We start from the raw sequence: 24,701 nt of genomic DNA, 5'->3' as shown, positions 1-24,701 counted from the left end.
GGATGCCCCCCTGGACCCGGCAATAGCTTCGCGGGATTCGCGAGCGGACATGGGCTGAACGCGGGAGCGCCGCCGATGCCGCGCCCATGGCGGCGATTTTAAGAATATTCGGGCATTGAGCGCGGCTTTGCGCGCTCCATGCCTAAGAAAGCTTCGCATCGACAGACGCGGAGCAATACAGGATTCCAAAGGAACTTCGTTCCTTTGGCGGGAGAGTTCAGAGAGGGCGGCACCCTCTCTGGCCGCCGGAGGCATCCCCCTGAGATGAAGCCGAAACATGTTCTTCTGGCCCTCGTGGTGACCGCCCTCTGGGGTGGCAACTTCGTGGTTATTACCATCGGGCTTCAGTCTTTCCCGCCGATTCTCTTGGCCGCGTTACGGTTCGTGCTGGCGGCTGTGCCGGTGTTCTTCCTGCCGCGGCCGGACATTTCCTGGCGGCGAATGATCGCGTTGGGGGTGGCCTGGTTCGTGGCCCAGTTCAGCCTGCTCTTTCTGGGCATGGCTGTGGGCATGCCCCCCGGACTGGCGTCGGTGGTGCTGCAGACCCAGGCGTTCTCCACCATCGTGCTTGCGGCCGCCTTGCTGGGCGAGACCCCGAGCTCACGCCAGATGACGGGAACCTGTGTGGCCCTGGCCGGACTGACATTCATCTCGCTCACCGCCGGGACCGACGGCGTGTCCGTGGCGGGATTCTCGCTGGTACTGGGAGCGTCGTTCTTCTGGGCCGTGGGCAACATTCTCATGCGCGGCGCGGGCAAGGCGGACATGCTGCCGCTGATCGTTTGGTTGAGCATCATCCCGCCCCTGCCGCTCTTTGCCATGTCCTGGGTGTTCGAGGGGCAGGAGCGCATCGCGTATGCCCTGACGCACATGAACATGGCCGGGGTGGGTTCGGTGCTCTACCTGACCGTCTGCGCCACCATCATGGGTTACGGCGGGTGGGGGAAGCTTCTCAAAACGTATCCCGCGAGCGCGGTGGCGCCGTTCTCGCTTTTGATACCGGTATTCGGGACCATCTGCGCGTACTTGGTTATGGGCGAGACCTTTGGCCCTCAGCGTTTGGTCGGAATGGCGCTCATCCTGGTGGGACTGGCCGTGGTGGCCATACCGAGGTTTGGCTTCGCGAAAGCAGGGTGATGACCCCAGCGCAGCCAGCTTAAAGTTTTTGAAAGAGAGCCCGGAGAGAAATCCATTTTTAAGTAGTATTCTCTCTGGCCGCCGGAGGCATCTTACTCTTATGCGAATCTTCATACCGGCCATGGGCCGCGTGAACACAAAAAACCGCGATGGCAGCGAGGTCCGCTTTTCGGAGATCGCCAAGCGTTGGCTGGCCTGGGGCCAGGAACTCGTGGTCATGCTCCCCAAACGCCAGATCGGCGTGTTCGAGTCTCAGGGCGTTTACGGTATGGACTACCGGGTATTCCCCGAGCCTTTCGAGAGTGAAGCCGACAGCCTGGGCAACGTGCTCAAAACCTACCTTTGGCGTCTTTTCCGCTGCCTGTTTGTGGCCTACCCGGACAGGCTCGACGCCATCTATGCCCCGTCCGATTTCTTGGTGGACCTTATCCCGGCGCTTCTGGCCAAGCTCAAGAATCCCAAGGCCAAACTCACGGTGTGCGTATTCTTGATCGCGCCCAATCCCTTCAGGGGCTACGAGAACGTGTTCCGGCCACGCTGGCGTGTGCCCACCATCCGAGGGCTGCTGTACTGGTCCACCCAGATGCTGGCCATCGGCCTGGTACGGCTGTTCGGCGGGCGAATGCTGGTGCTCAATTCTCTGGACCGCGACACCCTCTTGGGGCGCGGGGTGGATTCCGACGCCGTGACTGTGGTCACCATGGGTGTGGACGTTGGCGAATTCGAGTCCGTGTCGGTCGAGCCGGAAACTCCTCGCTACGACGGAATATTCTTGGGCCGGCTGCACCCGCAGAAAGGGCTTCTGGACCTGGTGAAAATCTGGCGCAGGGTGTGCGAATCCAGGCCAGACGCCAAGTTGGGTATCATCGGCGGCGGAAGCGACGCCTGGTTCGAGCGCCTTACAAGCGAGATTGGCAAGTTTGATCTTGAACCGAATGTGGACCTCCTTGGCTTCAAGCAGGGCGCGGAAAAGATACGCCTATTAAAGAACGCTGGCTGTTTCTGCATGCCCAGCCATTATGAAAGCTTCGGGCAGGTGGCTGTGGAGGCAATGGCCTGCGGTTTGCCCGTGGTGGCCTACAATCTGCTCATCTACGACGAGATCTTTCCTGGCGGCATGATTCGCCTCCCCCAAGGCGATGTGGAAGGCTTTGCGGCCGAGGTACTCAAGGTTCTGGAGGATCCGGCCCGGCATTCCCTGCTTGTGGCCGAGGCCGCTCTCGTGGCAGCCCGATTCGACTGGGAGGCCATAGCACGAAGCGAGCTGGAGCTGGTCGGCGGGTAGTGCCGGAGGGGCTCATCTTTTCACGGGGTCAGTCTTGGTTGCTGAAGGAGAATTCTTTCCTGCATAGAAAACAGGGAATCGTCCCTGCCTTCCCTTTCGAGTTGTTCGAGCCCACCTCGCTTCGTTGGTGTATGATTCCGCGGTCATTCTCTCCTCTTGCCACATATTGATCTGAAATTATTACATATTTATAGCGGTAAGCGTCTTGCTTGTCCGGCCGTCCGCATACAGCTGGGATTGGCCGTTATTACAGCCATTTATTAATACTGTGTTAATAACATTGGAAATTAATTTTCCGTGTTGAGTGGATAATAATTATTATTACTAATAATGTGAGGTCTAAAAAATTATGTAGTGTGTAGTGAAGTTAGAAATATTTATATTGTTGCAAGATGAAAAAAGTCAGGATTGAGTGCTGAAATTCAGAAATTTAAGTTGACTTACTGCAAAAATGTAATAATTTAATTGATGATTGTAAAAATAAATAGTGATTAAAGGAGGATAAGCCATGTTTAAAGAATTCCTGCCTAGCCTCCGGAAGCAGTCACTTGCCACCAGGAGGCCCACGAGCATTTCGGACCTTATGGAGGATTTTTGGAAAGAACCGTTCGGTTCTTTCCCGGCGTTTCCTTTCCTCAAAGATGCCGCCTATCCCGCTGTGGATGTGAGTGAAACCGAATCAGAGGTTGTGGCCAAGGCTGAGCTCCCGGGTCTCGAGCCTGCGGATGTGGACGTCATGCTCAACAGCGACGTGCTGACCATCCGAGGGGAAAAGAAATTCGAGGATGAAGAGAAAAAGGACAATTATCACCGCATAGAGCGCAGTTACGGCAGTTTTCGCAGGTCGATTGCGTTGCCGGCATCGGTTGACGACCAGACGGTCAAAGCCAAGTTCGACAAAGGGATCCTGACGATCACCATGGCGAAGGCGGAGAAATCGAAAACCAAAAAGATCACGATCGAATCCTAGACATGCGGTTTTATGGAGGGGGCTCGCTTTCTCCTCCGAAGCTCCAAGTGGCAATGCAAAGCCGGGTTTAAGTTTATTCGCGCCAGGTAATCAAAGAATCAACAGGAAGGCGAAGAGATGACCCGAAGTTTGTCCAACAAAGATTTTGGTGGTTTGGGAAACTCCGATGAAATCGCTTCCTCTGTCGTAATGCTGTCTGTGTTGAACGTGGAGAACGTGCGGCGCAAGCAGAGGGAAGAAGGGAACTTTGACTGCTTCGGACGTGCCTCCCAGGGGTTTTGCGACCAGACGTGCTGCTTGCATCATGCCAACTGCATGTACATATCGAAGCTGCTTGGCGGGATAGGAGAAAGGAAACACATGAATGCATAGCCTTCGCGAAAAGGTCCGGCTGATCTGCCTTGTGCGGCCGTGCCAGAGCTTTCGCACATGCGGGAAGCCTGAAACCGAAGCATAAAATGAAACCGGTTTAAGCGGCCAGCTTGGCGAAGATCGACCGTCAACGCATAGAATCCATCGCCTGATAACCGGTTTGGGCCATGGATTCAGGTGGCGTGCGCAGCAGCCAGCAGGTGAGTAACCCGACGATTGGGGGTTAAACCTGGGTTGGGCAAGATTTATAAACCGGAAAATAGAGCGCCGATTGTCCTTGAAGAATATCAAGGCCAGTCGGCGCTTGATGTTTTGGTCTGCATTTTTTGATGTCCCTTTCTTGGGAGCGCGTTGAAGCAGCCTACAGCTCCACTTGATTCCCCAATTCCACCACCCGTCCGGGCGGCAGGTTGAAGAATGATGTCGCGTTCCAGGAGTTGCGGGACATGAAGACGAAGAGTGTCTTGCGCCATTGGGCCATGGGCGCCGTGCCCGTGGTGAGTATGGTTTCGCGCCCCAGGAAGAACGAGGTGGAATAGATGTCCATGGCCAAGCCTTTCTGGGTGGCCAAGTCCAGTATCTCGGGCATGCGCGGGGATTCCATGAAACCGTAACGAGCTGTGACCCTGTAGAAGCCCTGGCCGAGATCCTCGATGCTTACCCTGTCTTCGTCCGGTACGGTGGGCGTTTCCGCGGCAATGATGGAGAGCAGGATCACCCTCTCGTGCAGGGCTTCGTTATGCTTGAAGTGGTGCAACAAGGTATGGGGCACGCCTTCGGGGGAGATGGACATGAACACGGCAGTGCCAGAGGTGCGCTGTGGGTTGTATTCGGCAATGTCTTTTAAGAATATGTCCGTGGGCATGCGCATCATGCCATAGTGCCTGGCCAGAATGGCCCGGCCGTCCCGCCAGGTGATCATGACCGTTAGAACAGCCAGGGCGATGCTGATGGTTATCCAGCCACCGTCCACAATCTTGAGCAGGTTCGCGCCGAGGAACGAGCAGTCAAACGCCAGGAAAATGACCAGAAGCGTGGCGCTTTTCCACATGGGCCAGTTCCATTTGATGCGGGTGACCTCGAAGTACATGAACGATGTTATGGCCATGGTTGCGGTGACGGCGATTCCGTAGGCCGCGGCCAGGCGGCTCGATTCCTTGAACAGCAGCACCAGCGACAGGCAGGCGATCATGAGCATCCAGTTGACCGTGGGCAGGTAGATCTGCCCGATGGCCTCCTTTGAGGTGTGGATGATGTGCATGCGTGGTGTGAAGCCCAGTTGGATGGCCTGCTGGGTGAGTGAGTACACCCCGGAGATCATGGCCTGAGAGGCGATGATGGTGGCCAATGTGGACAGGGCAACCATGGGGTAGAGAAGGGATTCGGGCACTAGGGCGTAGAACGGGTTCACGTTGACGATGTCCGGGTTGTCCAAAAGAAGCGCGCCCTGGCCGTAATAGTTGAGCACCAGCCCCGGGAGCACGATGCTGTACCAGGTCAGGCGAATGGGGAAGCGTCCGAAATGGCCCATGTCGGCGTAGAGCGCCTCCCCGCCGGTGATGCACAGCACCACCGAAGCCAGGGCCACGATGCCGTGGAAGTGGTTTTCGGCGAAGAAGTTCACGGCATGGATGGGGTTTAAGGCGGTCAGAATCAGCGGCTGGCGGACGATGGACACGATCCCCAAGGTGCCGATCAGCGTGAACCAAATGATCATCACTGGTCCGAACACCTTGCCGATTGTGGCTGTACCGTGCTTTTGCATGAAGAAGAGGCTTATCAGAACAAGGCAGGTCAAGGGCACAACGTAAGGCGCTGCCGCGTCAGTGGCCATGTTCAGGCCTTCGATGGCTGAGAGAACCGAGATGGCCGGGGTGATCACCCCGTCGCCGTAGAGCAGCGCCGCGCCGAATGCGGCCAGAACGGTCAGAAAGGACCACCATTTTCCCTGGTTGGCTGGTCCGCCCTTGAGCATGGCCAGAAGAGCGTAGATGCCCCCCTCGCCTTTGTTGTCGGCCCGCATGATAAAGATCACGTACTTCAGGCCGACCACGATCATGAGCGACCAGAACACCATGGACAGTATCCCCAGCACATTGCCCGGGGTGGGCGCCACGGCGTGCAAGCCGGAAAAACATTCCTTGATGGTGTAGAGGGGGCTGGTGCCTATGTCTCCATAGACAACACCAAGCGCGGCCAGGGACAACGAAGCGGTTTGAACGGGCGAGCATGCCGGCTGCCCGGGCGTAGGGCCGCCGTCTAAAGAACAAGAGCGCATGAATACCTCCGGAAGATCAATGGGGAAGGCCCCGGATCTGGCCGGAGTGCTCCCTTCGAAGCCTACGAGGTTAGCTGACGGGCTCGGGCCGAAAGGTGCCCTACGCAATATGTGCGATTCGCCCCGTTGAAGTGGGTCCCCCGTCCTCGCGTTTGGCGAGGTTCGGCAATGTGCTACGACGCATGACTATGCCCCTCCTATTGTCTCGTCAACAACAACCCACGCTTTCTTTTTTCCGAGGATGGTCTATGCATGAGCATCGATTCACGTAAACGGAGGAAGGCATGAACGTTCTCATCGTCTATTATTCCATGTACGGACATATCCACACCATGGCCCAGGCCGTAGCCGAGGGCGTAACGCAGGTGGAAGGAGCGAAACCGCTTCTGCGCCGTGTCCCCGAAACCTTGCCTGTGGACGTGCTGACCAAAATGGGCGCACTCGACGCCCAGAAAGCCCAGGCCGACATACCTGTGTGCACTCTGGACGAGCTGGGGCAGGCCGATGCGGTCATCTTCGGCACCCCTACGCGTTTCGGCAACATGTGTGGGCAGATGCGCCAATTCTTGGACTCGACCGGCCAATTGTGGGTCAAGGGAGCCCTGGTGGGCAAAGTGGGCTCGGTGTTCGCAAGCTCCGCCACCCAGCACGGCGGACAGGAGTCCACCATACTCACCTTCCATGTGACCCTGCTGCACCAGGGAATGATCGTCGTGGGGCTGCCCTACGCCTTCCAACAGCAGACCGGGGTGGAGGAAGTGAAGGGCTGTTCGCCTTACGGCGCCACCACCATAGCGGGTGCCGACGGTTCGCGTATGCCCTCGGCCATCGAGCTGGACGGGGCTCGCTGGCAGGGCAGGCATGTGGCGGAGATTGCTTCGAAACTGACGAGGTAAGAAGAAAAGTAAGAATAAGGGGGAAACCTTTTGTGAACAAAAGGTTTCCCCCAACCCCTTCCAAAAAACTTTGATCCGCTTCGCGGCCTAGGCGTCCTTCCAGTTCCACCAGAGCAGTTTCTGCGGGTCGCGCAGGTGAGGCGGGGTCTTGGCGAAGTACACCGCCGAGCGGAAAACGTAGAGCACGCATCGGTCCTGCTTCGAATTCGTGAGTGCGCAGAGAGCGTCGTACATCTCTTGAGGGTCACGCCCGGCCAGTTCCTCAAGGCTTCGGATGTTTAGAATCCACAAGTCCTTGGCCATGCGCGGCCCGACTCCCGGGATGGTTCTGAAGAGCTTCTCGGTCTGCTTGTCCATAGGTGAGTGTTCCCCTATCATCTCCAGGCCATGACCAAAAGCCTACTTGTTTCCGGCACGCACTCCGGGTGCGGCAAGACCTCGCTGACCCTGGGGCTATTAGCCGCGTTTTCGCGACGGGGCCTGCGTGTGGCTCCTTTCAAGACCGGACCGGACTTTATCGATCCGGGGCTCCATGCCCTGGCCTGCGGGCGCAAGAGCCACAACCTGGATTCCTGGATGCTATCGGAAGACGCGAACCAGGCGCTTTTTGCCCGTTACGCAGCCCAGTCGGACGTGGCCGTGCTGGAAGGGGTAATGGGCCTCTTCGACGGCGCCTCCGGTGTGGGCGAGCAGGGCAGCGCAGCGCACATGGCCAAACTTTTAGGGATCTCTGTGGTTCTCGTTATTGACGCATCAGGCATGGCTCGCAGCGCCGCCGCCGTGGCCCAGGGCTTCGCGGGGTTCGATCCTGATCTGAATCTGGCCGGAGTCGTGTTCAATCGCGTCGGAGGGCCCGGGCACCGGTCCATCTTGAGCGAAGCCATGGAGTTGGCAAAAATTCCTGTCTTGGGCTTTCTGCCCAAGGACCTGGAGCTTGCCGTACCTTCGCGTCATCTCGGGCTTGTAACCGCCCAGGATCTGGGCGAGCGGCCTCAATGGATGGAACGTCTGGCCGATTGGGTTGAGACAGCCGTGGATCTGGACAGCCTTCTCAAAGCCTTGCCTGAAACAGCCGTGGGCGCCTCGGTGGAAGAGGCTTCGACCGCACCGAGAGTGCGCTTGGGGGTGGCCAGAGACCGGGCCTTCTGTTTCGCGTACGAAGAGAACCTGCGCCTTTTGGAATCTGCTGGCGCGGAACTTGTCTTTTTTTCGCCGCTGACCGATGCGCGCCTGCCCGGGAGGATCGATGGCCTGTATCTGCCTGGCGGCTACCCGGAACTCCACGCCAGTGCCTTGTCGGAGAACGCCGCCATGTTGGCGGACATTCGAGAATTTTCCCTTTCAGGCCTGCCCGTGTACGGTGAATGTGGCGGCTTCATGGCCCTGATGGAGTCCATTGAGGACATCGGGGGGCGGGTATGGCCCATGGTCGGAGTGTTCCCCTGCAGGGCCAGAATGGGTGAGCGGTTTGCCGCCCTGGGCTATCGGGAGGTCCGTTTCATGGCCTCCACGCCCCTTGGTCCGGCCGCAACCGCTGTGCGAGGGCATGAGTTCCATTATTCGCATCTGGTTGCGGTTCCGGATGTGCCAGCTGTTTATGCGCTGGAAGGCCGGACCGGAAAGCTCGATTCGCCCGAAGGATTTCTTCGCTGCAACACTCTGGGCAGCTATGTGCATCTGCACTTCGCCTCTAACCCGGCAGTGGCCGCGCACTTTGTGGCGGCGATGGCCAGAGAGGCACGGCCAAAATCATGACTCCGAAGTCCAGCTCCGCGTCACTCAGGCAGGGCTTCACCACCGGTTCTGCTGCTGCAGCGGCCGCTAAGGCGGCCCTGGAGTTTCTTCTCACATGCCGTTCCGGGTCGTCCGTGGATATCCCGCTCCCAACCGGAGGACGGTTGCAGGTCCCGGTGGAGTCCGTGAAGTTGGAGGATGGCGGAGCCCGCGCCTTGGTGGTCAAGGACGCTGGAGACGATCCGGACGCCACCAACCGGGCGCGCATTTCCTGCCTGGTCACGCTCGCCCCCTCCACACTGGGTGGACTGCACATAGAAGGGGGGACCGGCGTCGGCCGGGTAACACTTCCCGGGCTGCCCGTACCCGTGGGCCAAGCCGCCATCAATCCGGTACCTCGGGAGCAGATCGGGCAGGCCGTTCGTGAAGTCTTGGCCCTGGCGGGTTATGCAGGGTCGGTCAGTCTGCTTGTGGAGGTTGAGGGCGGGGAGGCCATGGCGTCAAAAACCTTGAATCCGCGCTTGGGCATTGTAGGCGGCATATCGATTCTAGGTACCCAGGGGATTGTGAAACCTTTCAGTCTGGACGCCTGGAAGGCAACGATTGATTCAGGGCTGGAAGTGGCCCGGGCCGCAGATATTACGGTAGCCGCGTTTTCCACGGGCAGGCGCAGCGAGCGCCTGCTCATGGCCAGGCACCCGGAGCTGTCCGGTCTGGCGTTCGTCCAGGCCGCGGACTTCTTCGCCTATTCGCTTCAGCAGGCATCCGAGCTCGGTTTTTCTGAAATCGTCTGGGGATGTTTTTTGGGAAAGCTGGTCAAGATGGCCCAGGGATTGGCCTACACCCATGCTCACGAAGCGCCTACGGATTTCGGGCTCTTGGCGGAACTGGCCGGGCAGGCTGGTGCGGACGAACGGGTCCGTAGCGAGATTTTCACGGCAAACACGGCCCGGCACGCCTTGGAGCTTATTCCCGAAAGCGAGGTGAGGGAAAGGTTCGTGGAAAGGGTGGTCAGGAAAGCATTGAGCGCGGCCCGGGACCATGTTGGGCCGGGGCCGCGCATGGGAATCTGCTGTTTCGGTTTCGACGAAACGGTTCTGGCCGAGGCCTACACCTCGTAATCGATGACCCTGCGCTCGGCGACAACGCTTTTTACGAACTCCACGACCTTCAGGTGTTCGGGGTGTACGGCGTAGGCCTTGAGGTCCTCTTTGGTTTTGAAAACGGTGTAGAGGACGATGTCGGTGGGTGGGACGGACTCGAAAAGGCCTGAAACGGCCACTTCCAGTTCCATCACGCCGGGCACCTTGGCGGGGAGTTCCTCAAGCAGGGCCTTCATTTTAGCAAGGTTTTCGGCTTTGGGCTTGCCGCCTGCCTCGTCTTTTAATGTCCACATGACGATGTGCTTGATCATGTCGTGTCCTTTTGATTGATTTGGGCGGCCCGCAAGAAGCGGACTGTCGAGAGAATACCGGCAGGTTTACATCAAGTAAAGGCGGGGAAAATGGGCGGACAGTCGCAGAGTACCAAAACACACCCCATCGAAGTCATCGGGCTGGGCATGGGCGGAAGCATCAGCCGGTCGGAAATGGAACGCATAGTCTCGGCGGATGTGATGGCCGGAGGAACTCGCCTGCTGGAGCGTTTCGCACATCTTCCGAGCCAACGGATTATCATCTCCACGCCATTGTCCGGCGCCATGGACCGGATTGAACAGGCCAGGAACAGAGGGGAGAGCGTGGTGGTCCTGGCGGACGGGGATCCCCTGTTTTTTGGAATAGGAGCCACCCTGCTAGAACGCTTCGGCAGGGATGCGCTGCATTTCACCCCGGGAATATCCGCAGTGCAGGCGGCCTGCGCGCGCATCGGCCTTGCCTGGAACGATCTCCCCGTGGTGTCTCTGCACGGAAGGTCCGACTCCAGCCCCATCATGGCTGCGTTGGCTGCCAAAGGCCGGGCGGCGGTTTACACGGACAGCGAGAACACACCCGCCAGCGTGGCCAGGCTCCTCATCGAACGGGGATTGGCCACGGCCGCGGTTTGGGTGCTGGAGGAACTGGGCGCTCCGGGAGAACGCGTGCGAAGGTTCAGCCCTGGCGAGGCTGCCCAGGAGGAATTTTCCCCGTTGAACCTGGTGATCATCGAGGCTTCGTCAGCCCAGAACGGGCCACCCGTGCTCGGGCAGGCGGACGTTGCGTACGAAAAGCAAGATGGGCTCATAACCAAATGGCCCGCCCGGGCCTGCACCCTGGCCATGTTGCGGTTGACCAGGGACGGCGTCCTCTGGGATGTTGGGGCGGGTTGCGGCTCTGTTGGGATTGAAGCGTGTTCTCTCATGCCCCTGGGCAGGGTGTTTTCGGTGGAGCGAGACCCGGAGCGTCACGCATCCATACGGGAGAACATTCGCCGCTGCGGGGCCTGGCAGGTCAAGGCGGTGAAAGGGGAAGCCCCTGAGGCGTTCATCGGTCTGCCAGACCCGGACAGAATTTTCGTAGGCGGCTCCCTGGGGGGCGGAATCGCCGCCCTGGACCAAGCTTGCCGCAGGCTTAAACCCGGCGGGCGGATTGTGGCCAACACAGTGCTCTTGGGTTCGCTCAACCTGGCGGTCGGGCATTTCAAGAACCTAGGGTGGGTGATGGAAATCACCCAGATTCAGGCCAGCCATTGCTCCCCCCTGGCGGCGGACCTGCATCTGGTGGCGGACAACCCTGTTTTCATCGTAGCGGCGGACAAACCAGCCTGAATCTGTTAGCAGCTTGGCCATGCAGTCACTCTACGAACTCTCCACCAACATCTTCGAGCCCATGGTCCGCTTTTGGGAGGACCCAAAAACCGAGCGGACCATTTCCGCCTCGCTGGTGATCATTTTTTTGGCCTCCCTGGCGGGAATCGAACTCAAGCGACAGGGACTTCTGCCCGCCTGGATGGCTTCGTTCACTCCGGACCACCATTTCCATGCGGTCAGCGTTGCCTTCTCCATGGTGCTCATCATGGAGGTTATCGGGCTCATCCTCATCCTCCCGTGTTCTTTTTCCAAGGCAATGGGCAAGCAGTTTGAAATCCTGTCGCTCATTCTCCTGCGCAACTCCTTCAAGGAACTGGTCAACCTTCCCGAACCGATCCACATAACTGCCGACTGGACACCCATACTGCACATTGTTGCCAACGGCGTGGGCGCCCTGGTGATATTCGGGCTCCTTGGGGTCTATGACCGCCTCCAGCAGCCACAAAGAAAGCTGGCCCGGTCCGGGCATGCCCGTTACGCCTTCATCGCCTCGAAGAAGATCGTGGCGCTCATCCTGCTTGGAGTCTTCGCAGCGCTCGGGGTCAGGGCCATCTGGGAAGGGTTGGTCCACAAGCCGACCTTCGACTTCTTCGACACTTTCTACACAGTGCTGGTCTTCGCGGACATACTGCTGGTTCTTCTGTCCCAACGCTTCATCCCCGGCTATCTTGCTGTATTTCGCAACTCTGGCTACGCCCTGGCCACCCTGGGCATCCGTCTGGCCCTGGCCGCTCCGCCATACTACAACACCTTGTTGGGTATCGGGGCCGCGCTCTACGCTGTGGGGCTTACCTGGACGTTCAACAGGCTCTCGGACAGGCCGGAGTGCGGGACCAAACAGGCATGACCCCGAGAGTCCACTTCGTCGGCGCGGGCCCTGGAGACCCTGAGCTGCTTACCCTCAAGGCTGCCCGGGTCATCGCCCAGGCCGACCTGGTTATCTATCCAGGCTCGCTCACACCGAAGGAAGTCACTGATCTGGCCAAGCCCGGAGCGGAACTTTTGGACAGTGCCTCCCTGACTTTGGAACAGACCCATGAAGCCATCATGGAAATCGTTCGCCGGGGCGGCCGGGTGGCCAGGCTCCAGGCCGGAGATCCGGCCCTTTACGGAACCGTGGGCGAGCAGGCCAGGCTCCTGGAAGCGGCAGGGGTGGAGTACGCAGTGGTTCCGGGGGTTACGGCTGCAGCAGCCACCGCTGCCGCACTCAGGGTGTCCGCAACCGCGCCTGAAATCACCCAAACCCTCATCCTCACCCGTTTGGCAGGCCGTACCCCGGTGCCCGAGGCCGAACGTCTGCGAGATTTGGCCAAACATCGTAGCGCCTTGGCCGTGTACTTGAGTTCCACTGATCCGGAGACCGTTCGCGAGGAACTTCTGGCCGGGGGCTATCCGGCGGACACCTGCGTGGCCGTGGCCCACCGGGTGGGCTGGCCCGAGGAGGAGTTGCACCTCTCCACCGTACGGGCTTTTCCGGAACTGGTCCGCGAGCGCAATCTGATGAAGCAGACGCTTTTCATGGTGCTGCCAGGGTACGGGGCCATCACACGCTCGAAACTCTACGACCCGAAGTTCTCCCACGGCGCCAGGCCGGGTGGCGAGTGATACCATGGGAGGAGGCTGACCGTGGAAACCCTGACCATTAGAACCGCCAAGCGCGAACAGCTCCTGGCCATCACCGGCCAGATCCAGGATATGGTGTCCCAGAACGGCTGGAAGGACGGCATGCTCTTCCTGCACTGCCCCCACACGACAGCCGGGCTCACCATCAACGAAAACGCCGACCCGGACGTGGTCCGGGATATCCTGGCCACACTTGCGCGGCTGGTGCCGGAGCGCGGCGACTACCACCATGCGGAAGGCAATTCGGACGCACACCTGAAGGCCAGCTGCATGGGGCCGGGACTGAATCTTTTCGTGGAGAACGGGAAGCTCTGCCTGGGAACTTGGCAGGGGGTGTTTTTCTGCGAGTTCGACGGCCCCAGGACCAGGCAACTCTGGGCCAAATGGATGGGGAAATAGCACAGGAGAAATGTTATGGCAGGGGCTCTGCCCCTGCACCCCGCCAGGGGAAATCATTTCCCCTGGACCCCTCAATAGCTTCGCGGCCAGAAACGTTAACGTTTCTGGCCGCGAAGCTATATGGGATTCCAAAGGGACTTCGTCCCTTTGGCCGCCGGAGGCAATTCTCTTGTTTATTCGTCCTTGAGCGCCCTGGTCATCAAGTCGCGCACCGCCTGGGCCGGGTCCTTGTCCTCGTAGAGGATGGCGTTGACCTGCTCGGTAATGGGCAATTCCACCTTGAGTTTCTTGGACAGCGCATGCACGGCCTGGGTGGTTTTGACGCCCTCGGCCACCATCTTCATCTCGCCCAGGATGTCCATGAGCTTCTGGCCACGCGCCAGACGCTTGCCCACCTGCCGGTTGCGGGAGAGGTCGCCGGTGCAGGTCAGCACCAGGTCGCCAAGGCCGGAGAGGCCCATGAAGGTTTTGGGGTCCGCTCCCATCTTGGAGCCAAGCCGGCCCATTTCCGCAAGTCCTCGGGTTATGAGTGCCGCGCGGGCATTGGAACCGAAACCAAGCTCGTCCGACACGCCCGCGGCGATGGCGATGATGTTTTTTACCGCGCCGCCCAGTTCCACGCCCCTGACGTCCTTGTTGGTGTAGACACGGAAATAATCGGTTGCGAACAGGTCCTGCACGTCTTTGGCCAAGGTCTTGTCCTTACAGCCGAGGCTTACGGCCGTGGGCATGCGGCGGATGACTTCATAGGCGAAGCTGGGGCCGGAAAGGACCGCGAAGCGGTGCTTTTTGGCCCCCATGGCCTCGTCACAGACTTCGGACATGGTTTTTCCGGTATCGAGTTCGATGCCCTTGTTGGCGCAGACGATGGCGGAGTTCTTTTGCAGCATGGGGTGCATTTCCCCGAGCACGGAACGCAAAAACTGGCTCGGCACGGCCATGAGGAACAGGTCCTTGCCCTCACAGGCTTGGGCCAGGTCCATGGTGGCCTGCAGATTCGGCGAGAGCTTCACCCCAGGCATGTACCAGGTGTTCTCCCCCTTGGATTTGATCTCGGCCAGAAGCTCCATCTCGCGGACCCAGATGGTGACATTCAAACCCTTGTGAGCCAGCAGGTCGGCCAGGGTTGTCCCCCAGCTGCCGCCGCCGATAACGGATATGTTCATGGGATCTCCCGGAAACCGTTGGTATGGTGGCCAGAGCGGAGAAGCGCCCCGTCTCGCCGTGATTGCAACTAGCACATGAACCCGGTAGAGATAAAGGCGTTATCAGCACGTCTTAAAGGAGCTGCGATCCCCATGGCCAAAGAGTTCACCGATTCACAGAAGCGCATCCTGGCCCTTGTGCAGGGTGATCTGCCCGACGGCGCCGAGCCTTTCGCGGAAGTGGCACGGCAGGCCGGGGTGAGCCAGGAAGAGGTCCTGGAGCTTTTGAACGGCATGAAGGAACGCGGCGAGATCAGGCGTTTCGGTGCCACCTTGCGCCACCAGAAGGCCGGATACGGCTCCAACGCCATGGTGGCTTGGTTCGTGGACGGCGAGGACATGGAGCGTGTGGGCGCCTTCATGGCCGCGAGGCCGGAGATCTCCCACTGCTACCACCGGGTCAACTGCATGGACTGGCCCTACAACCTCTACACCATGGTTCACGCCAAGACCCGGGAAGCCTGCAGCGAGACCGTGGCCGAGCTGGCCAGACTCTCCGGCGTGGAGGACTACGACGTGCTGGAAAGCCGAAAGGAATTCAAGAAGACCAGCATGCGGTACTTTTAGCCATGCCCATCCTCCCCAAAGATATATACGAGTATATGGCCAAGCGGGTGCTTGGCCAGCGCGAGGTGCTGCGGCTTATTTCAGTGTCGGTGTACAAACACGTATCAGGCATTCGGGCGGGCAACATCCTTCTGGTGGGAAACTCGGGAACGGGCAAGACCACCATCATGAAGACCATCCACCGTTTCTACATGGATCATGACGAGATGGCCCCGTACAGGGTGATGGCCGTGCTCAATGCCAACATTCTGGCTGGCGAGGAAGGCGACATTCGTACCGCCAGACTGTTCACCGCCCTGGAAGCGGCCGTCAAAAAGCAGCTGGGCGAGAACGTTGACCGCGAGACCATGCGCCAGGGGCTGCAAAACGCCACGGTCTGCTTGGACGAGGTGGACAAGATATCGGCACGTATCTCCGGCAAGCCCAATCCCGTGGGCATCGCCCTGCAGCAGGCCCTGTTGACCATCCTGGAGGGCGAAACCATCATGGTGCCGGTAACGGTTACGGAGAACGGCCAGGAAGTGGCCACCAACGTGCCCGTGGACACCAGCAAGATTCTCTTTGTTTGCGGCGGAGCCTTCGAGGAACTCTACGACCAGGTCTATGGGCTCATCATAAACCGCAAGGACGACCGCAGGCTCAGGGAAACAACCGAGCTTCAGCGCACCGGAGACGGAGAGGTCCGGGTAACCGCCGTGACCCGCTTCAAGCTGGTGGATTATCTGCGCCTTTCGGACATGTTCACCTACGGAATGTTGCCGCAGTTTTTGTCGCGCTTTTCCTCAATCGCCATCCTGGACGATTTGGCCAAGGAGGACCTGGTGCAGATTCTGCTGGCTGCGGATGATTCCCCGCTCAGGCATTGCCGCGAGTTTTTCGCCTCCATGGGAATAGACCTGCGGGTGACTCAGGAGGCGTTGGATATGATTGCCGAGCATGCCCTGCGTAATACGCGCATAGGGGCAAGGGCTTTGCGGGAGCTGTTCAGCCGCATCATGGCCGACGCGGAGTTCGACCCCTTCAGCCAGCCCAAATTGCAAAAGTCCGAGCAGGGACATAGCCTCACCATTGACAGAGGAATGGTGCAGGATAGGTTGGTCAGGTAGGCTAAGCCTTGGCTTTGGCGATGAGGCCCTTGAAGACCTCCATCATGAGCACATCAGTTCGGTTGGCACTGTTTGCGAAGGCTTCGATTTCGGCGTTGCGCAAACGAGAACTCACCACCATGTATTCCTGGATGATCTTGTTGATCACTATTGCGTCGGGTATTCTGGGCGGTGCCCCGGGAGCATCCATGGTACGCCTCGCAAGCCGTTTCCGGCGTGTAGTAAGTGTTTGATGTATTGCGTACTGCAGCCTAGCAAAGCATGCACGTACTCTTTTACCTCATCGGCAGTGAGGTATGTAAAGTTTAGAAAAAAAGGGCCCGAAGGCCCCTTTTTTATGCCGCGTCCTGGCCTGCCGTGCCGGCAGTACCGCTCCCGCCGATTGTGGCCAATTGAGCAAGATCCTCGTCGGTAAACACCTTGTTGATGTCTAAAAGCAGGATGAAGTCCTCTCCGTGCTTGCCAATGCCCAGGATGAAGTCCGCCTTGATGGACGTGCCCAGTTTCGGGGCGGGTTCAATTTCGTGCGGCTCGATGTCCATGACCTCTTTGACCGAGTCGGCCAGTGCCCCGAGCACGGTTTCCTCACCGCCGAGGGTGACCTCCACGATGATGATGCATGTGTCCACCGTGCGGGCGGTCTCGGGCATGCCGAATTTGAGACGCACGTCTACAACCGGCACGGCCCTCCCCCGGAGGTTGATGACTCCCCGTATGTACTCCGGTGTGCGGGGGACTTTTGTAATGGTTGTGTATTCCAGCACCTCGCGCACGGACGAGATGTCCAGGGCGAAGACCTCCTCGCCCAGGGTGAAGGTCAGGAATTGGTTTGTGGTGTCACTCACGGAACGCCCCCTGCGCTAGAATTTTTCAAAATCATCGTCATGGGTTTCCGAAGCCAGATCCAGGACCACTCCGCCCTTGGGCGAGGCAGGCTTTCTCGGAGCGGCTTTCGGCCTGGGCGCGGACGGACCGGCCGGCAGGGCCTTGGGAGCTTGGCGGCGCATGCCCTGGGTTCCCTTGAGCCTGAAGAAGCTTACGGTTGAAAGGAGTTGTTCGGCCTGGCTGGAAAGTTCCTCCGAGGTGGAGGCCATCTCTTCCGAGGCCGAGGCGTTTTGCTGGATGACCTGGTCGAGCTGCTGGATGGCCTTGTTGATCTGGTCGGCCCCGGCGTTCTGCTCGCGTGAGGCGGCCGAAATCTCCTGGACCAGCTCGGCGGTCTTCTTGATGTCCGGGACGATGGCTGTGAGCATGACTCCGGCTTTTTCAGCAACGGCCACGGAGTCCGAAGAGAGGGATGAGATTTCCGCGGCAGCATGCCCGGAGCGTTCGGCCAGTTTCCGCACTTCGGCGGCCACTACAGCGAAGCCTTTTCCGTGTTCTCCGGCCCGGGCCGCTTCAATGGCGGCGTTCAGGGCCAGGAGGTTGGTCTGGCGGGCTATTTCCTCGATGATGGAGATCTTCTCGGCGATCTGCTTCATGGCGCCAACGGTCTGGGCCACGGCCTGTCCGCCTTCCTCGGCGTCCTTGGCGGCTTTAAGAGCCATGGACTCGGTCTGCACCGAGTTGTCCGCGTTCTGCTGGATGTTGGAAGCCATTTCTTCCATGGAGGAGGAGACCTCTTCCACGCTGGCCGCCTGTTCTGAGGCCCCCTGGGAGAGCGATTCGGAGGTGGCCGAGAGCTGCTGGGAGCCCGAGGCAACGTTGTTGGCCCCTTCCACCACCTCGCCCATCACTTCGTTCAGTCGGCGCGTCATTTCACGAAGAGCATCGGCCAACATGCCGATCTCGTCTTTCTGGTTCACGTCCAGGTCCAAGGTCATGTCGCCCTCGGACATCTTCTGGGCGAAGGTGACTCCCTGGATCACAGGGCCAGTGATGCCCTTGGTGATGAAAATGGCCACAGCCACGCCGATAATGAGCGCGACGAGCAAACCGATGGCCATGATGGTGGAGGCGGTGGACAGGCTGTGGGAAGCCTCGGCAGTGAGTTCCTCGGTGACCTTCACCCCATAGGTGGAGGTCTCTTCCGCAGCCTTGAGCACGGCGTCCGCAGCCTCAACGCGCTTCTTGCTGGCGTCTTCCAGGGCCTGCCAGTTCTTCATGAAGGCCAGCATGGCCTCCTTGTATGCTTCTGCACCCTTGCGGACCTCGCCCAGCTGCCGGATGTTGGCTTCCTGGCGGGTTAGGGGCCGGATCTGCTGTTCCTTGGCGAAGATGACGTCGAACTGCTTCATCGCGTCCTTAATATGGGAGAAGTCTCGAAGGGCCTGGCCCTTGAAGTTGGCCAGACGGATGGCGTTGCCAGCGTCTATTATGTCGTTCATCCATTCGATCTTGTCCGTGCGGTCCTTGACCTTGGAGGATTCCGCCGAAGGCTGGGCGAGAACGTCCTTCAGGGCCTTGTTCTGGCTTTCCAGGTAGTCGTAGGCGTTTTTTATGAAGGTCTGGGCGGCCTGGTCCATGGTGTGTCTGTTGGCTTCCAGTGCCGTTTCGAACTCTCGAGTCTGGTTGGCGAATCTTTTGTATTCGGCCGCAGCCGCAGTGGCCTTATCGGCGTTCTCCTTGAGCTTTGTCAGGCGGGGGTATTTCTGGGCGAGGTCCCTGGCGTCTTTCAAGTCTTTTTCCACGTCAGCCAAATGTTTTGAGGCAGCGTCCCAGTACTTATGCTCGCCGGTTAGGCCGTAGCCGCGCATTTCGAACATGGTTTTCAGGGAATCGCGTTCAACGGCGTTGGCTATGGCCACTTCCGGAGCGACCTCCTGGGCCAGGCGGTCCGCCTGTTTGCCCACGGTGAGCATGTTCAGCATGGCCATGCCGCCCAGCAGGGCCGCAATAAGGATAAGAATTCCGAATCCCAGTCCGATCTTCACTCCGAGCTTCAAGTTGCGCATAAGAGAGTCCTTTCGTGTCAATATGTTGCGCCCTTCGTACAGCGGCAGGAGTCCACGGCTATTGTTAAAGCTATCACAAGCGGATGGCCGTGGTCTAGTTTTGTGGAAAAAAAAGCGAGAAAAAATGAAGAAAGGCCTGGAGCGTTCGAGATGGGGCTGTGACTGAACCCGTCGCCCGGATGAAGAAAAGGGGGATGGGGGATCTGAGAAGCAAGAACGGATACAGACAGCAGCCGCTCAGGAAAAATCAGGGCGCGGCTATGAAGTTCGGCCGGTGGGAGAAAATTGTAGAGGGAATGCCCGGCCGTAATGTTTGGGGGACTGAAGGAGAGTGAAGCCAAGACGCGGACTGGATCATGAACAGGAGATCGCACCACATGCATGGCTGAAAAACGCTACTTCCTCCTGCGGGAAACGAAATCCGGCCGAGGGGTGCGTCCACCCGGCCGGATGCGTGTAAGGCTATGAAGCTGTATTAGGCGCGGTCCCCGGTTTGCGCCACTTGGATGAGTTCATCCTCGGTAAAGACCTTGTTGATGTCCAAAAGCAGGATGAAGCCATCCTCGTGCTTGCCGATTCCCAGGATGAAATCCGCCTTGATGGTCGTGCCCATCTTCGGGGCGGGTTCAATGTCCTTGGGTTCGATATCCATGACTTCCTGCACCGAGTCGGCCAGGGCACCGAGAACGGTCTGCTCACCGCCGAGGAGAACTTCCACGATGATGATGCATGTGTCCACGGTGCGCTCTGTTCCGGGCATGCCGAACTTGAGCCGCAGGTCCACCACGGGCACCGCCCGCCCCCTGAGGTTGATGACTCCCCGGATGTATTCCGGAGTGCGGGGGACCTTGGTGATGGTGGTGTATTCCAGAACTTCGCGCACTGACGAGATGTCCAGGGCGAAAATCTCCTCCCCCAAGGTGAAGGTCAGGAACTGATTCGTTGTGCCACTCACGACTCTCCCCCTGGCTAGAATTTTTCGAAATCCGCGTCCGTCACGTCGCTGCCAAGGTCCAGCACCACGCCCTTTTTCGGGCCTGACTTCTTTTTGGGCGCAAGCGTGGGCTTGGACGGAGCGGGCCCGGACGCACTTGCCAGGGCCTTGGGGGTTTCTCTGCGCGTGCCGTGTCCTCCGGTAAGCTTGAAAAAGCTCACGGTGGAGAGCAGTTGTTCGGCCTGGCTGGAGAGTTCTTCCGAGGTGGAGGCCATCTCTTCCGATGCCGAGGCATTCTGCTGGATGACCTGGTCGAGCTGCTGGATGGCCTTGTTGATCTGGTCGGCTCCGGTGTTCTGCTCGCGTGAAGCGGCCGCGATCTCCTGGACCAGCTCGGCTGTCTTCTTAATGTCCGGCACAATGGCCGTGAGCATGGTGCCCGCTTTTTCAGCCACGGCCACTGAGTCTGTGGACAGGGAGGAGATTTCCGCCGCGGCGTGGCCGGAGCGTTCAGCCAGCTTGCGCACCTCGGCGGCGACAACCGCGAAGCCCTTGCCGTGTTCCCCGGCCCTGGCTGCCTCGATGGCGGCGTTCAAGGCCAAAAGGTTGGTCTGGCGGGCTATCTCCTCGATGATGGAAATCTTCTCGGCGATCTGCTTCATGGCCCCCACGGTCTGTGCCACGGCCCGGCCGCCTTCCTCGGCGTCCTTGGCGGCCTTTAATGCCATGGATTCGGTCTGCACCGAGTTGTCCGCGTTCTGCTGGATGTTGGAGGCCATCTCTTCCATGGAGGAGGAAACTTCCTCCACACTGGCTGCCTGCTCGGCAGCCCCTTGGGAGAGGGTCTCGGAAGTGGCAGAGAGTTGCTGGGATCCGGCGGCCACGTTGTTGGCACCCTCCATCACCTCGCTCATCACCTCGTTTAAGCGCCTGGTCATCTCCCGCAGGGCGTCGGCCAGGATGCCGATTTCGTCTTTCTGGTTCACATTAAGGCTCTGGGTCATGTCGCCTTCAGCCATTTTCTGGGCAAAGGCCACTCCCTGGATCACCGGTCCGGTGATGCCTTTGGTGATCACGTAGGCCACCACGGCACCCAGCATAAGGGCCACGAGAAGGCCCACAGCCATGATGGAAGAGGCGGAGGAAAGACTGTGGGAGGCGGCGGTGGTGAGCTCCTGGGTTTCCTTAACACCGGCCACGGCCACGGCCGTTGCCGCCTCAACCATAGCCGCGCTGGCCTGGGCGCGTTTCTGGCCGAGTTCGTCCAGGGTCTGCCAGTTTTTGAGAACGGTGTTCACGCCGTCTCTGTAAGTGTCCAGTCCCTTCTTGATGTCCGCGACTTGGCGGAGGTTGGTTTCCTGGTGGGTCGAGGCTCGTACCTTGTCAAAGAGCACGCCGATCGTATCGAAGTCTTTCAGGATGCTTTGCAAGACTTTGGGGTCGCGTGTGGCGGTTGCTCGCCAATAGGCCATGCGGATGCCGCCGGTGATCTGGGTCACTTCCGCTAGCCAGCCTATCTTATCCAGGCGTTCCTTGAGTTTGGCCGGTTCGAGTTTGGAATCCATTTCCTTGGCCAATGTGGCCTGGTGGTATTCAAGGAACGCCGTGGTTGTCTTGCCAAAGGCGTTGGCAGTCTCAGCCATTACGTTGCGGTTGGCGATGATGGCCTTGTCCAGATCGTGGGTCTGGGTGGCAAGTCTTACGTATTCGGCCACCGCTGCTGCGGCCCTGTCCGTGTTCTGATTCAGGGCCACCAGGGTGGGATACTTTTGGGCCAGGTCCTTGGCTTCCTTTAGATCTTTTTCCATGTCAGCGAAGGACTTCACTGCCAGGTCCCAGTATTTGTCGTCGCTGGTCAGGTTGAAGGAGCGGGTGTTGAGCATGGCGGTCTGGGCGTGGCGCTCCAGCAGGTTGGCTACGGCCACGGCAGGTGCGACTTCCTGGGACAGGCGGTCAGCCTGTCTGCCCACTGTTCCCATATTGAGCATGGCCATGCCGCCGAGCAGGGCGGCAATAAGAATGAGAATGCCGAACCCCAGGCCAATCTTCATACCGAGCTTTAAATTGCGCATGAATACATCCTTGATGCAAGCAGAGGGTTTGGAATTGAGCGTTACAACAGGAACAACTTTGGGTGGGTGAGCATACATTCTTCATGGTTACGAAGAGAAGACGCCGGGGGAAAAGTACAGAAAGTCGGCTAGTTGGTCCAGGAAGATGGAGGAGAAATCCGCAGTGGACCAGAAGAGAGGGCGGTTAACGGACGGACAGTTCAGTCCAGCATGTTTCCCACCAGGGCAAGAAATTCTGCCCGGTTACGAGGCAGGCGCCCAGCACCACATCGGGGTCGTAGGTCCAGAGGGTCCTGCCGGGCACCGAGGCCAGGCGAAGGGCGGCCTCGGGCGTTGCCAGCACGTGGGGGGCGCGTATGCGTGCGGCATCCGCGGCGATCTGGTCCTGGTCCTGGTTGGTGAAGCGATGCGAGTCCGGGAAGACGATGCGCAATCTGGGGGGCAGGCCGATGAATGCCTGTGCGGCCTTGGCAGCCACGTCCTGGTTGGATTCGGCAGTAACGAGCAGGTACGGCTCCCCTCCCAGGTCGGTGGCTGTCTCGCCAGTGGCTTGGCGCAAGCGCCATATGCGAGGATGCACGGTGAAGATCGGCTTGCCCAGATGCGCCAGCCGGCGTTCGGCCAGGGTTTTGCGCAGCGGAAGTTCGTCCGGCCAGATGTGCAGTATGAAGGCGTTGGCCCTTTTCAGGGCGTGCTTGCCCTCCCGCCAGGAACCCGCCGGGAACGGCCGGTTCCAGCCTTTGTCCAGGTCGTGTGCGTTCAGCAGTTGGATTTCCGCGTTCCGGCCAATGGAAAGCGCTGAGGAAAAGTCGTGGAGAATGAATATCCCTGGTTGGTGCGCCTTGGAGACCGATTTCCCCGCCCGCCCGGGCTTGTCGTCGGCCATTATTGTCGCTCCTGGCCGGTAGCGCGCCAGAAGGGCCGCGTCAGTACCGCACTGCGCAGCCGGGGTATCGGCTGTTACCAAAAAGGGCATGTCGCTTGGTGAGGCGTCGCGCGGCCCGGCCAGGAGTGCGGGATGAAGCCCCCGTGCCTCGGCCCAGCCCATAAGCCAGGCTGTCACCAGAACCTTTCCCCGGGCCAGGGAATTAACTCCCCCCACGCAGACCGCAGGAACAGGCGGGGTCCAGGAAGGGAGGACGTGGCGCGCGTAAAGGGCCGCGCGCAGGCGCATGGCAAGAGAGGTCAGCGCGGCCGGAGGGGCGAGCAGATGGCGGAAACGGTGTTGCCAGACGAAGATGTCCTGCATGGGTATGAAAACCGGGGAGCCTTTCGGCTCCCCGGCGTATGGGAGGCTAGTCGCGGTTGCCGCCGAAAAGGCGGAGCATGATCAAGAAGAGGTTTATGAAGTCCAGGTAAAGAGTGAGCGCGCCCAGGATGGAACCACGGCGGATGGCGGTGGAGTCGTTCATGGGGGCGGTTTCGCCCATGTCCTTCAGGCGCTGGGTGTCGTAGGCGGTAAGGCCGGTGAAGACCAGCACGCCCACGCAGTCGATGATGAAGCTCATCATCGAGCTCTTAAGGAATATGTTCACCACCATGGCGATCACCATGCCGATGAGCCCCATGAAGAGGAAGCTTCCCAGGGAGGTGAGGTCGCGCTTGGTGACCATGCCGTAGACGCTCATGGCTATGAACATACCGGCTGTCACGGCGAAGGCGGAGGCGATGGAGGTGGCCGTGTAGACGATGAAGATGCTCGAGAGAGTCATACCGTTCAGAGCGCTGTAGGCCAGGAACATGCCGGTGGCGGTGCCCGCTGCCATGCGGTTGATGCGGGCGGAAAGGATCATCACCAGGGCGAACTCGGCGATCACCAGGGCAATGAGCACTACCGGGTTGAAGACGATTTTCAAAAGAGCGGGGCTGGAAGCCACGCTCACGGCCACCAGGGCGGTAAGGCCAAGGCCCGCCCCCATCCAGCCGTATACGCCGCGCATGAAGGCATTGAGCGCCTCTGCGCGGGGGATGGTCTGCTGTGCGTTGTAGGCGTTGTACATGTCGAATCTCCTTCTGATGATTCCACAAACTAACGAGTAGATAGCCTCTGGAGGCGGCTCTGGCAAGAGCGCCTCGCAAACTGTTAAATTTTGCCAGAAATACGCATGTTTCGCTAGAGGGCACGGAGACGGCAGTCTACGTAGTCTGGGCTGGTTCGGTATGAGGGTGCTTTGTGAAAGGATATGTTCCGTCAGGAATTTGACCGAAGCAGAATACGCTGTCGTTTTACGGGGTCCGTGGAGCCAGGCAGAACGGATTCGCAAGTGGATTTAAGGAAAGACCAAGAAAAAAGCCCTTCAGGTGGTTCCGGCGGACCCTCGTGTATAGGTGTATTCTGAGGGTGTTGGTCCGCCCGGGCGCAAGTGTCGGGCTTTTGCCGATCCGGCCGTGGCGCGGGTTGTTGGGATAGAACCTGTATGTCTACGTTTTTTATGTAGCTGTTG

At 59.4% G+C, this 24,701-nt stretch carries 23 protein-coding genes; 12 read left to right on the top strand and 11 right to left on the bottom strand.

All coding sequences use genetic code 11. The features are described from left to right. Nucleotides 1-264 precede the first annotated feature (264 nt). The 3 genes from HY795_08075 to HY795_08065 all read left to right on the top strand — a co-directional run bounded on the left by HY795_08075 (nucleotide 265) and on the right by HY795_08065 (nucleotide 3,392). Nucleotides 265-1,137, top strand: coding sequence for an EamA family transporter (locus HY795_08075; GenBank protein ID MBI4805178.1), 873 nt, complete (start codon nucleotides 265-267; stop codon nucleotides 1,135-1,137). Between the two features lie 100 nt (nucleotides 1,138-1,237). Continuing rightward, a complete protein-coding gene (locus HY795_08070) occupies nucleotides 1,238-2,422 on the top strand; it encodes a glycosyltransferase (GenBank protein ID MBI4805177.1) in 1,185 nt (394 codons plus the stop codon). 508 nt (nucleotides 2,423-2,930) lie between these two features. Then, complete coding sequence (locus tag HY795_08065; protein ID MBI4805176.1) at nucleotides 2,931-3,392, top strand: Hsp20/alpha crystallin family protein; 462 nt, start codon at nucleotides 2,931-2,933, stop codon at nucleotides 3,390-3,392. 733 nt (nucleotides 3,393-4,125) lie between these two features. Here the strand turns inward: HY795_08065 and HY795_08060 are convergent. Beyond that, entirely contained in the window at nucleotides 4,126-6,042 is a 1,917-nt protein-coding gene (locus HY795_08060; protein ID MBI4805175.1) for a potassium transporter Kup, read from the bottom strand. A gap of 284 nt (nucleotides 6,043-6,326) precedes the next feature. Here HY795_08060 and wrbA point away from each other — a divergent pair, with 284 nt between their 5' ends. Then, nucleotides 6,327-6,938 carry an NAD(P)H:quinone oxidoreductase gene (wrbA, locus tag HY795_08055; protein MBI4805174.1) on the top strand — a complete coding sequence of 204 codons (612 nt, stop codon included), beginning with the start codon at nucleotides 6,327-6,329 and terminating at the stop codon, nucleotides 6,936-6,938. A gap of 87 nt (nucleotides 6,939-7,025) precedes the next feature. Here the strand turns inward: wrbA and HY795_08050 are convergent, their stop codons facing one another. Then, on the bottom strand, nucleotides 7,026-7,295 hold the full coding sequence (locus HY795_08050) for a helix-hairpin-helix domain-containing protein (GenBank protein ID MBI4805173.1): 270 nt from the start codon (nucleotides 7,293-7,295) through the stop codon (nucleotides 7,026-7,028). A 30-nt stretch (nucleotides 7,296-7,325) separates the two neighbouring features. Between HY795_08050 and HY795_08045 the strand changes: the two genes are divergently transcribed. Together HY795_08045 and HY795_08040 are read left to right on the top strand one after the other, a co-directional pair. Further along, a complete protein-coding gene (locus HY795_08045) occupies nucleotides 7,326-8,693 on the top strand; it encodes a cobyrinate a,c-diamide synthase (protein MBI4805172.1) in 1,368 nt (455 codons plus the stop codon). Next, nucleotides 8,690-9,793, top strand: a complete 1,104-nt coding sequence (locus HY795_08040) for a cobalt-precorrin-5B (C(1))-methyltransferase (protein ID MBI4805171.1) — start codon at nucleotides 8,690-8,692, stop codon at nucleotides 9,791-9,793. The genes HY795_08045 and HY795_08040 overlap by 4 nt, the downstream gene beginning before the upstream one ends. Here HY795_08040 and HY795_08035 read toward each other — a convergent pair. Further along, the gene (locus HY795_08035; GenBank protein MBI4805170.1) at nucleotides 9,781-10,086 is read right to left on the bottom strand and encodes a Dabb family protein; all 306 of its coding nucleotides are present in this window, start codon (nucleotides 10,084-10,086) and stop codon (nucleotides 9,781-9,783) included. The two genes, HY795_08040 and HY795_08035, sit on opposite strands and share 13 nt — an antisense overlap. A gap of 90 nt (nucleotides 10,087-10,176) precedes the next feature. Here HY795_08035 and cbiE point away from each other — a divergent pair, with 90 nt between their 5' ends. From cbiE to HY795_08015, 4 genes are read left to right on the top strand one after another with little or no spacing between them, the layout of a single operon-like run. Beyond that, the gene (gene cbiE / locus HY795_08030) at nucleotides 10,177-11,415 is read left to right on the top strand and encodes a precorrin-6y C5,15-methyltransferase (decarboxylating) subunit CbiE (protein ID MBI4805169.1); all 1,239 of its coding nucleotides are present in this window, start codon (nucleotides 10,177-10,179) and stop codon (nucleotides 11,413-11,415) included. A gap of 19 nt (nucleotides 11,416-11,434) precedes the next feature. Further along, nucleotides 11,435-12,304 carry a hypothetical protein gene (locus HY795_08025; protein MBI4805168.1) on the top strand — a complete coding sequence of 290 codons (870 nt, stop codon included), beginning with the start codon at nucleotides 11,435-11,437 and terminating at the stop codon, nucleotides 12,302-12,304. Beyond that, nucleotides 12,301-13,062 (top strand): precorrin-4 C(11)-methyltransferase, encoded by a 762-nt coding sequence (gene cobM, locus HY795_08020; protein ID MBI4805167.1) that lies wholly within the window; start codon nucleotides 12,301-12,303, stop codon nucleotides 13,060-13,062. The genes HY795_08025 and cobM overlap by 4 nt, the downstream gene beginning before the upstream one ends. Nucleotides 13,063-13,083: 21 nt before the next feature. Next, nucleotides 13,084-13,479: a YjbQ family protein gene (locus tag HY795_08015; protein ID MBI4805166.1), complete on the top strand. Its 396-nt coding sequence runs from the start codon at nucleotides 13,084-13,086 to the stop codon at nucleotides 13,477-13,479. Nucleotides 13,480-13,652: 173 nt separating this feature from the next. Here the strand turns inward: HY795_08015 and HY795_08010 are convergent, their stop codons facing one another. Beyond that, nucleotides 13,653-14,645, bottom strand: a complete 993-nt coding sequence (locus HY795_08010) for an NAD(P)-dependent glycerol-3-phosphate dehydrogenase (GenBank protein MBI4805165.1) — start codon at nucleotides 14,643-14,645, stop codon at nucleotides 13,653-13,655. Between the two features lie 132 nt (nucleotides 14,646-14,777). On the opposite strand from HY795_08010, the gene HY795_08005 reads away from it, so the two are divergent. Next, on the top strand, nucleotides 14,778-15,251 hold the full coding sequence (locus HY795_08005) for an Lrp/AsnC family transcriptional regulator (GenBank protein MBI4805164.1): 474 nt from the start codon (nucleotides 14,778-14,780) through the stop codon (nucleotides 15,249-15,251). 2 nt (nucleotides 15,252-15,253) lie between these two features. Beyond that, nucleotides 15,254-16,357 carry an AAA family ATPase gene (locus HY795_08000; protein MBI4805163.1) on the top strand — a complete coding sequence of 368 codons (1,104 nt, stop codon included), beginning with the start codon at nucleotides 15,254-15,256 and terminating at the stop codon, nucleotides 16,355-16,357. A gap of 1 nt (nucleotide 16,358) precedes the next feature. Here the strand turns inward: HY795_08000 and HY795_07995 are convergent, their stop codons facing one another. The 7 genes from HY795_07995 to HY795_07965 all read right to left on the bottom strand — a co-directional run bounded on the left by HY795_07995 (nucleotide 16,359) and on the right by HY795_07965 (nucleotide 24,257). After that, entirely contained in the window at nucleotides 16,359-16,547 is a 189-nt protein-coding gene (locus HY795_07995) for a hypothetical protein (protein MBI4805162.1), read from the bottom strand. A gap of 145 nt (nucleotides 16,548-16,692) precedes the next feature. After that, nucleotides 16,693-17,202, bottom strand: a complete 510-nt coding sequence (locus HY795_07990) for a chemotaxis protein CheW (protein ID MBI4805161.1) — start codon at nucleotides 17,200-17,202, stop codon at nucleotides 16,693-16,695. 15 nt (nucleotides 17,203-17,217) lie between these two features. After that, entirely contained in the window at nucleotides 17,218-19,251 is a 2,034-nt protein-coding gene (locus HY795_07985) for a HAMP domain-containing protein (protein ID MBI4805160.1), read from the bottom strand. Nucleotides 19,252-19,726: 475 nt separating this feature from the next. Next, nucleotides 19,727-20,206, bottom strand: coding sequence for a chemotaxis protein CheW (locus HY795_07980; GenBank protein MBI4805159.1), 480 nt, complete (start codon nucleotides 20,204-20,206; stop codon nucleotides 19,727-19,729). Nucleotides 20,207-20,220: 14 nt separating this feature from the next. Beyond that, nucleotides 20,221-22,257, bottom strand: a complete 2,037-nt coding sequence (locus tag HY795_07975; GenBank protein MBI4805158.1) for a HAMP domain-containing protein — start codon at nucleotides 22,255-22,257, stop codon at nucleotides 20,221-20,223. Between the two features lie 184 nt (nucleotides 22,258-22,441). After that, a complete protein-coding gene (locus HY795_07970) occupies nucleotides 22,442-23,506 on the bottom strand; it encodes a tetraacyldisaccharide 4'-kinase (protein MBI4805157.1) in 1,065 nt (354 codons plus the stop codon). 46 nt (nucleotides 23,507-23,552) lie between these two features. Beyond that, on the bottom strand, nucleotides 23,553-24,257 hold the full coding sequence (locus HY795_07965) for a Bax inhibitor-1/YccA family protein (protein MBI4805156.1): 705 nt from the start codon (nucleotides 24,255-24,257) through the stop codon (nucleotides 23,553-23,555). Nucleotides 24,258-24,701 lie beyond the last annotated feature (444 nt).

The sequence above is a fragment of the Desulfovibrio sp. genome (assembly GCA_016208105.1).
Taxonomy (GTDB): Bacteria; Desulfobacterota; Desulfovibrionia; order Desulfovibrionales; family Desulfovibrionaceae; genus Fundidesulfovibrio.
Note: the sequence above shows the minus strand (reverse complement) of the source record. Positions and strands in the feature narration are given on the sequence as shown.

Bases quoted from the DNA above. Each gene is read 5' to 3' on its own strand.
- HY795_08010 (MBI4805165.1), bottom strand. From the start codon at position 14,645: ATGAACATATCCGTTATCGGCGGCGGCAGCTGGGGGACAACCCTGGCC.
- HY795_08025 (MBI4805168.1), top strand. From the start codon at position 11,435: ATGCAGTCACTCTACGAACTCTCCACCAACATCTTCGAGCCCATGGTC.
- HY795_08035 (MBI4805170.1), bottom strand. From the start codon at position 10,086: ATGATCAAGCACATCGTCATGTGGACATTAAAAGACGAGGCAGGCGGC.
- HY795_08005 (MBI4805164.1), top strand. From the start codon at position 14,778: ATGGCCAAAGAGTTCACCGATTCACAGAAGCGCATCCTGGCCCTTGTG.
- HY795_08075 (MBI4805178.1), top strand. From the start codon at position 265: ATGAAGCCGAAACATGTTCTTCTGGCCCTCGTGGTGACCGCCCTCTGG.
- HY795_07970 (MBI4805157.1), bottom strand. From the start codon at position 23,506: ATGCAGGACATCTTCGTCTGGCAACACCGTTTCCGCCATCTGCTCGCC.
- HY795_08065 (MBI4805176.1), top strand. From the start codon at position 2,931: ATGTTTAAAGAATTCCTGCCTAGCCTCCGGAAGCAGTCACTTGCCACC.
- cbiE (MBI4805169.1), top strand. From the start codon at position 10,177: ATGGGCGGACAGTCGCAGAGTACCAAAACACACCCCATCGAAGTCATC.
- HY795_07995 (MBI4805162.1), bottom strand. From the start codon at position 16,547: ATGGATGCTCCCGGGGCACCGCCCAGAATACCCGACGCAATAGTGATC.
- wrbA (MBI4805174.1), top strand. From the start codon at position 6,327: ATGAACGTTCTCATCGTCTATTATTCCATGTACGGACATATCCACACC.
- HY795_08070 (MBI4805177.1), top strand. From the start codon at position 1,238: ATGCGAATCTTCATACCGGCCATGGGCCGCGTGAACACAAAAAACCGC.
- HY795_08045 (MBI4805172.1), top strand. From the start codon at position 7,326: ATGACCAAAAGCCTACTTGTTTCCGGCACGCACTCCGGGTGCGGCAAG.
- HY795_07985 (MBI4805160.1), bottom strand. From the start codon at position 19,251: ATGCGCAACTTGAAGCTCGGAGTGAAGATCGGACTGGGATTCGGAATT.
- HY795_08050 (MBI4805173.1), bottom strand. From the start codon at position 7,295: ATGGACAAGCAGACCGAGAAGCTCTTCAGAACCATCCCGGGAGTCGGG.
- cobM (MBI4805167.1), top strand. From the start codon at position 12,301: ATGACCCCGAGAGTCCACTTCGTCGGCGCGGGCCCTGGAGACCCTGAG.
- HY795_08060 (MBI4805175.1), bottom strand. From the start codon at position 6,042: ATGCGCTCTTGTTCTTTAGACGGCGGCCCTACGCCCGGGCAGCCGGCA.
- HY795_07975 (MBI4805158.1), bottom strand. From the start codon at position 22,257: ATGCGCAATTTAAAGCTCGGTATGAAGATTGGCCTGGGGTTCGGCATT.
- HY795_07965 (MBI4805156.1), bottom strand. From the start codon at position 24,257: ATGTACAACGCCTACAACGCACAGCAGACCATCCCCCGCGCAGAGGCG.
- HY795_08040 (MBI4805171.1), top strand. From the start codon at position 8,690: ATGACTCCGAAGTCCAGCTCCGCGTCACTCAGGCAGGGCTTCACCACC.
- HY795_08000 (MBI4805163.1), top strand. From the start codon at position 15,254: ATGCCCATCCTCCCCAAAGATATATACGAGTATATGGCCAAGCGGGTG.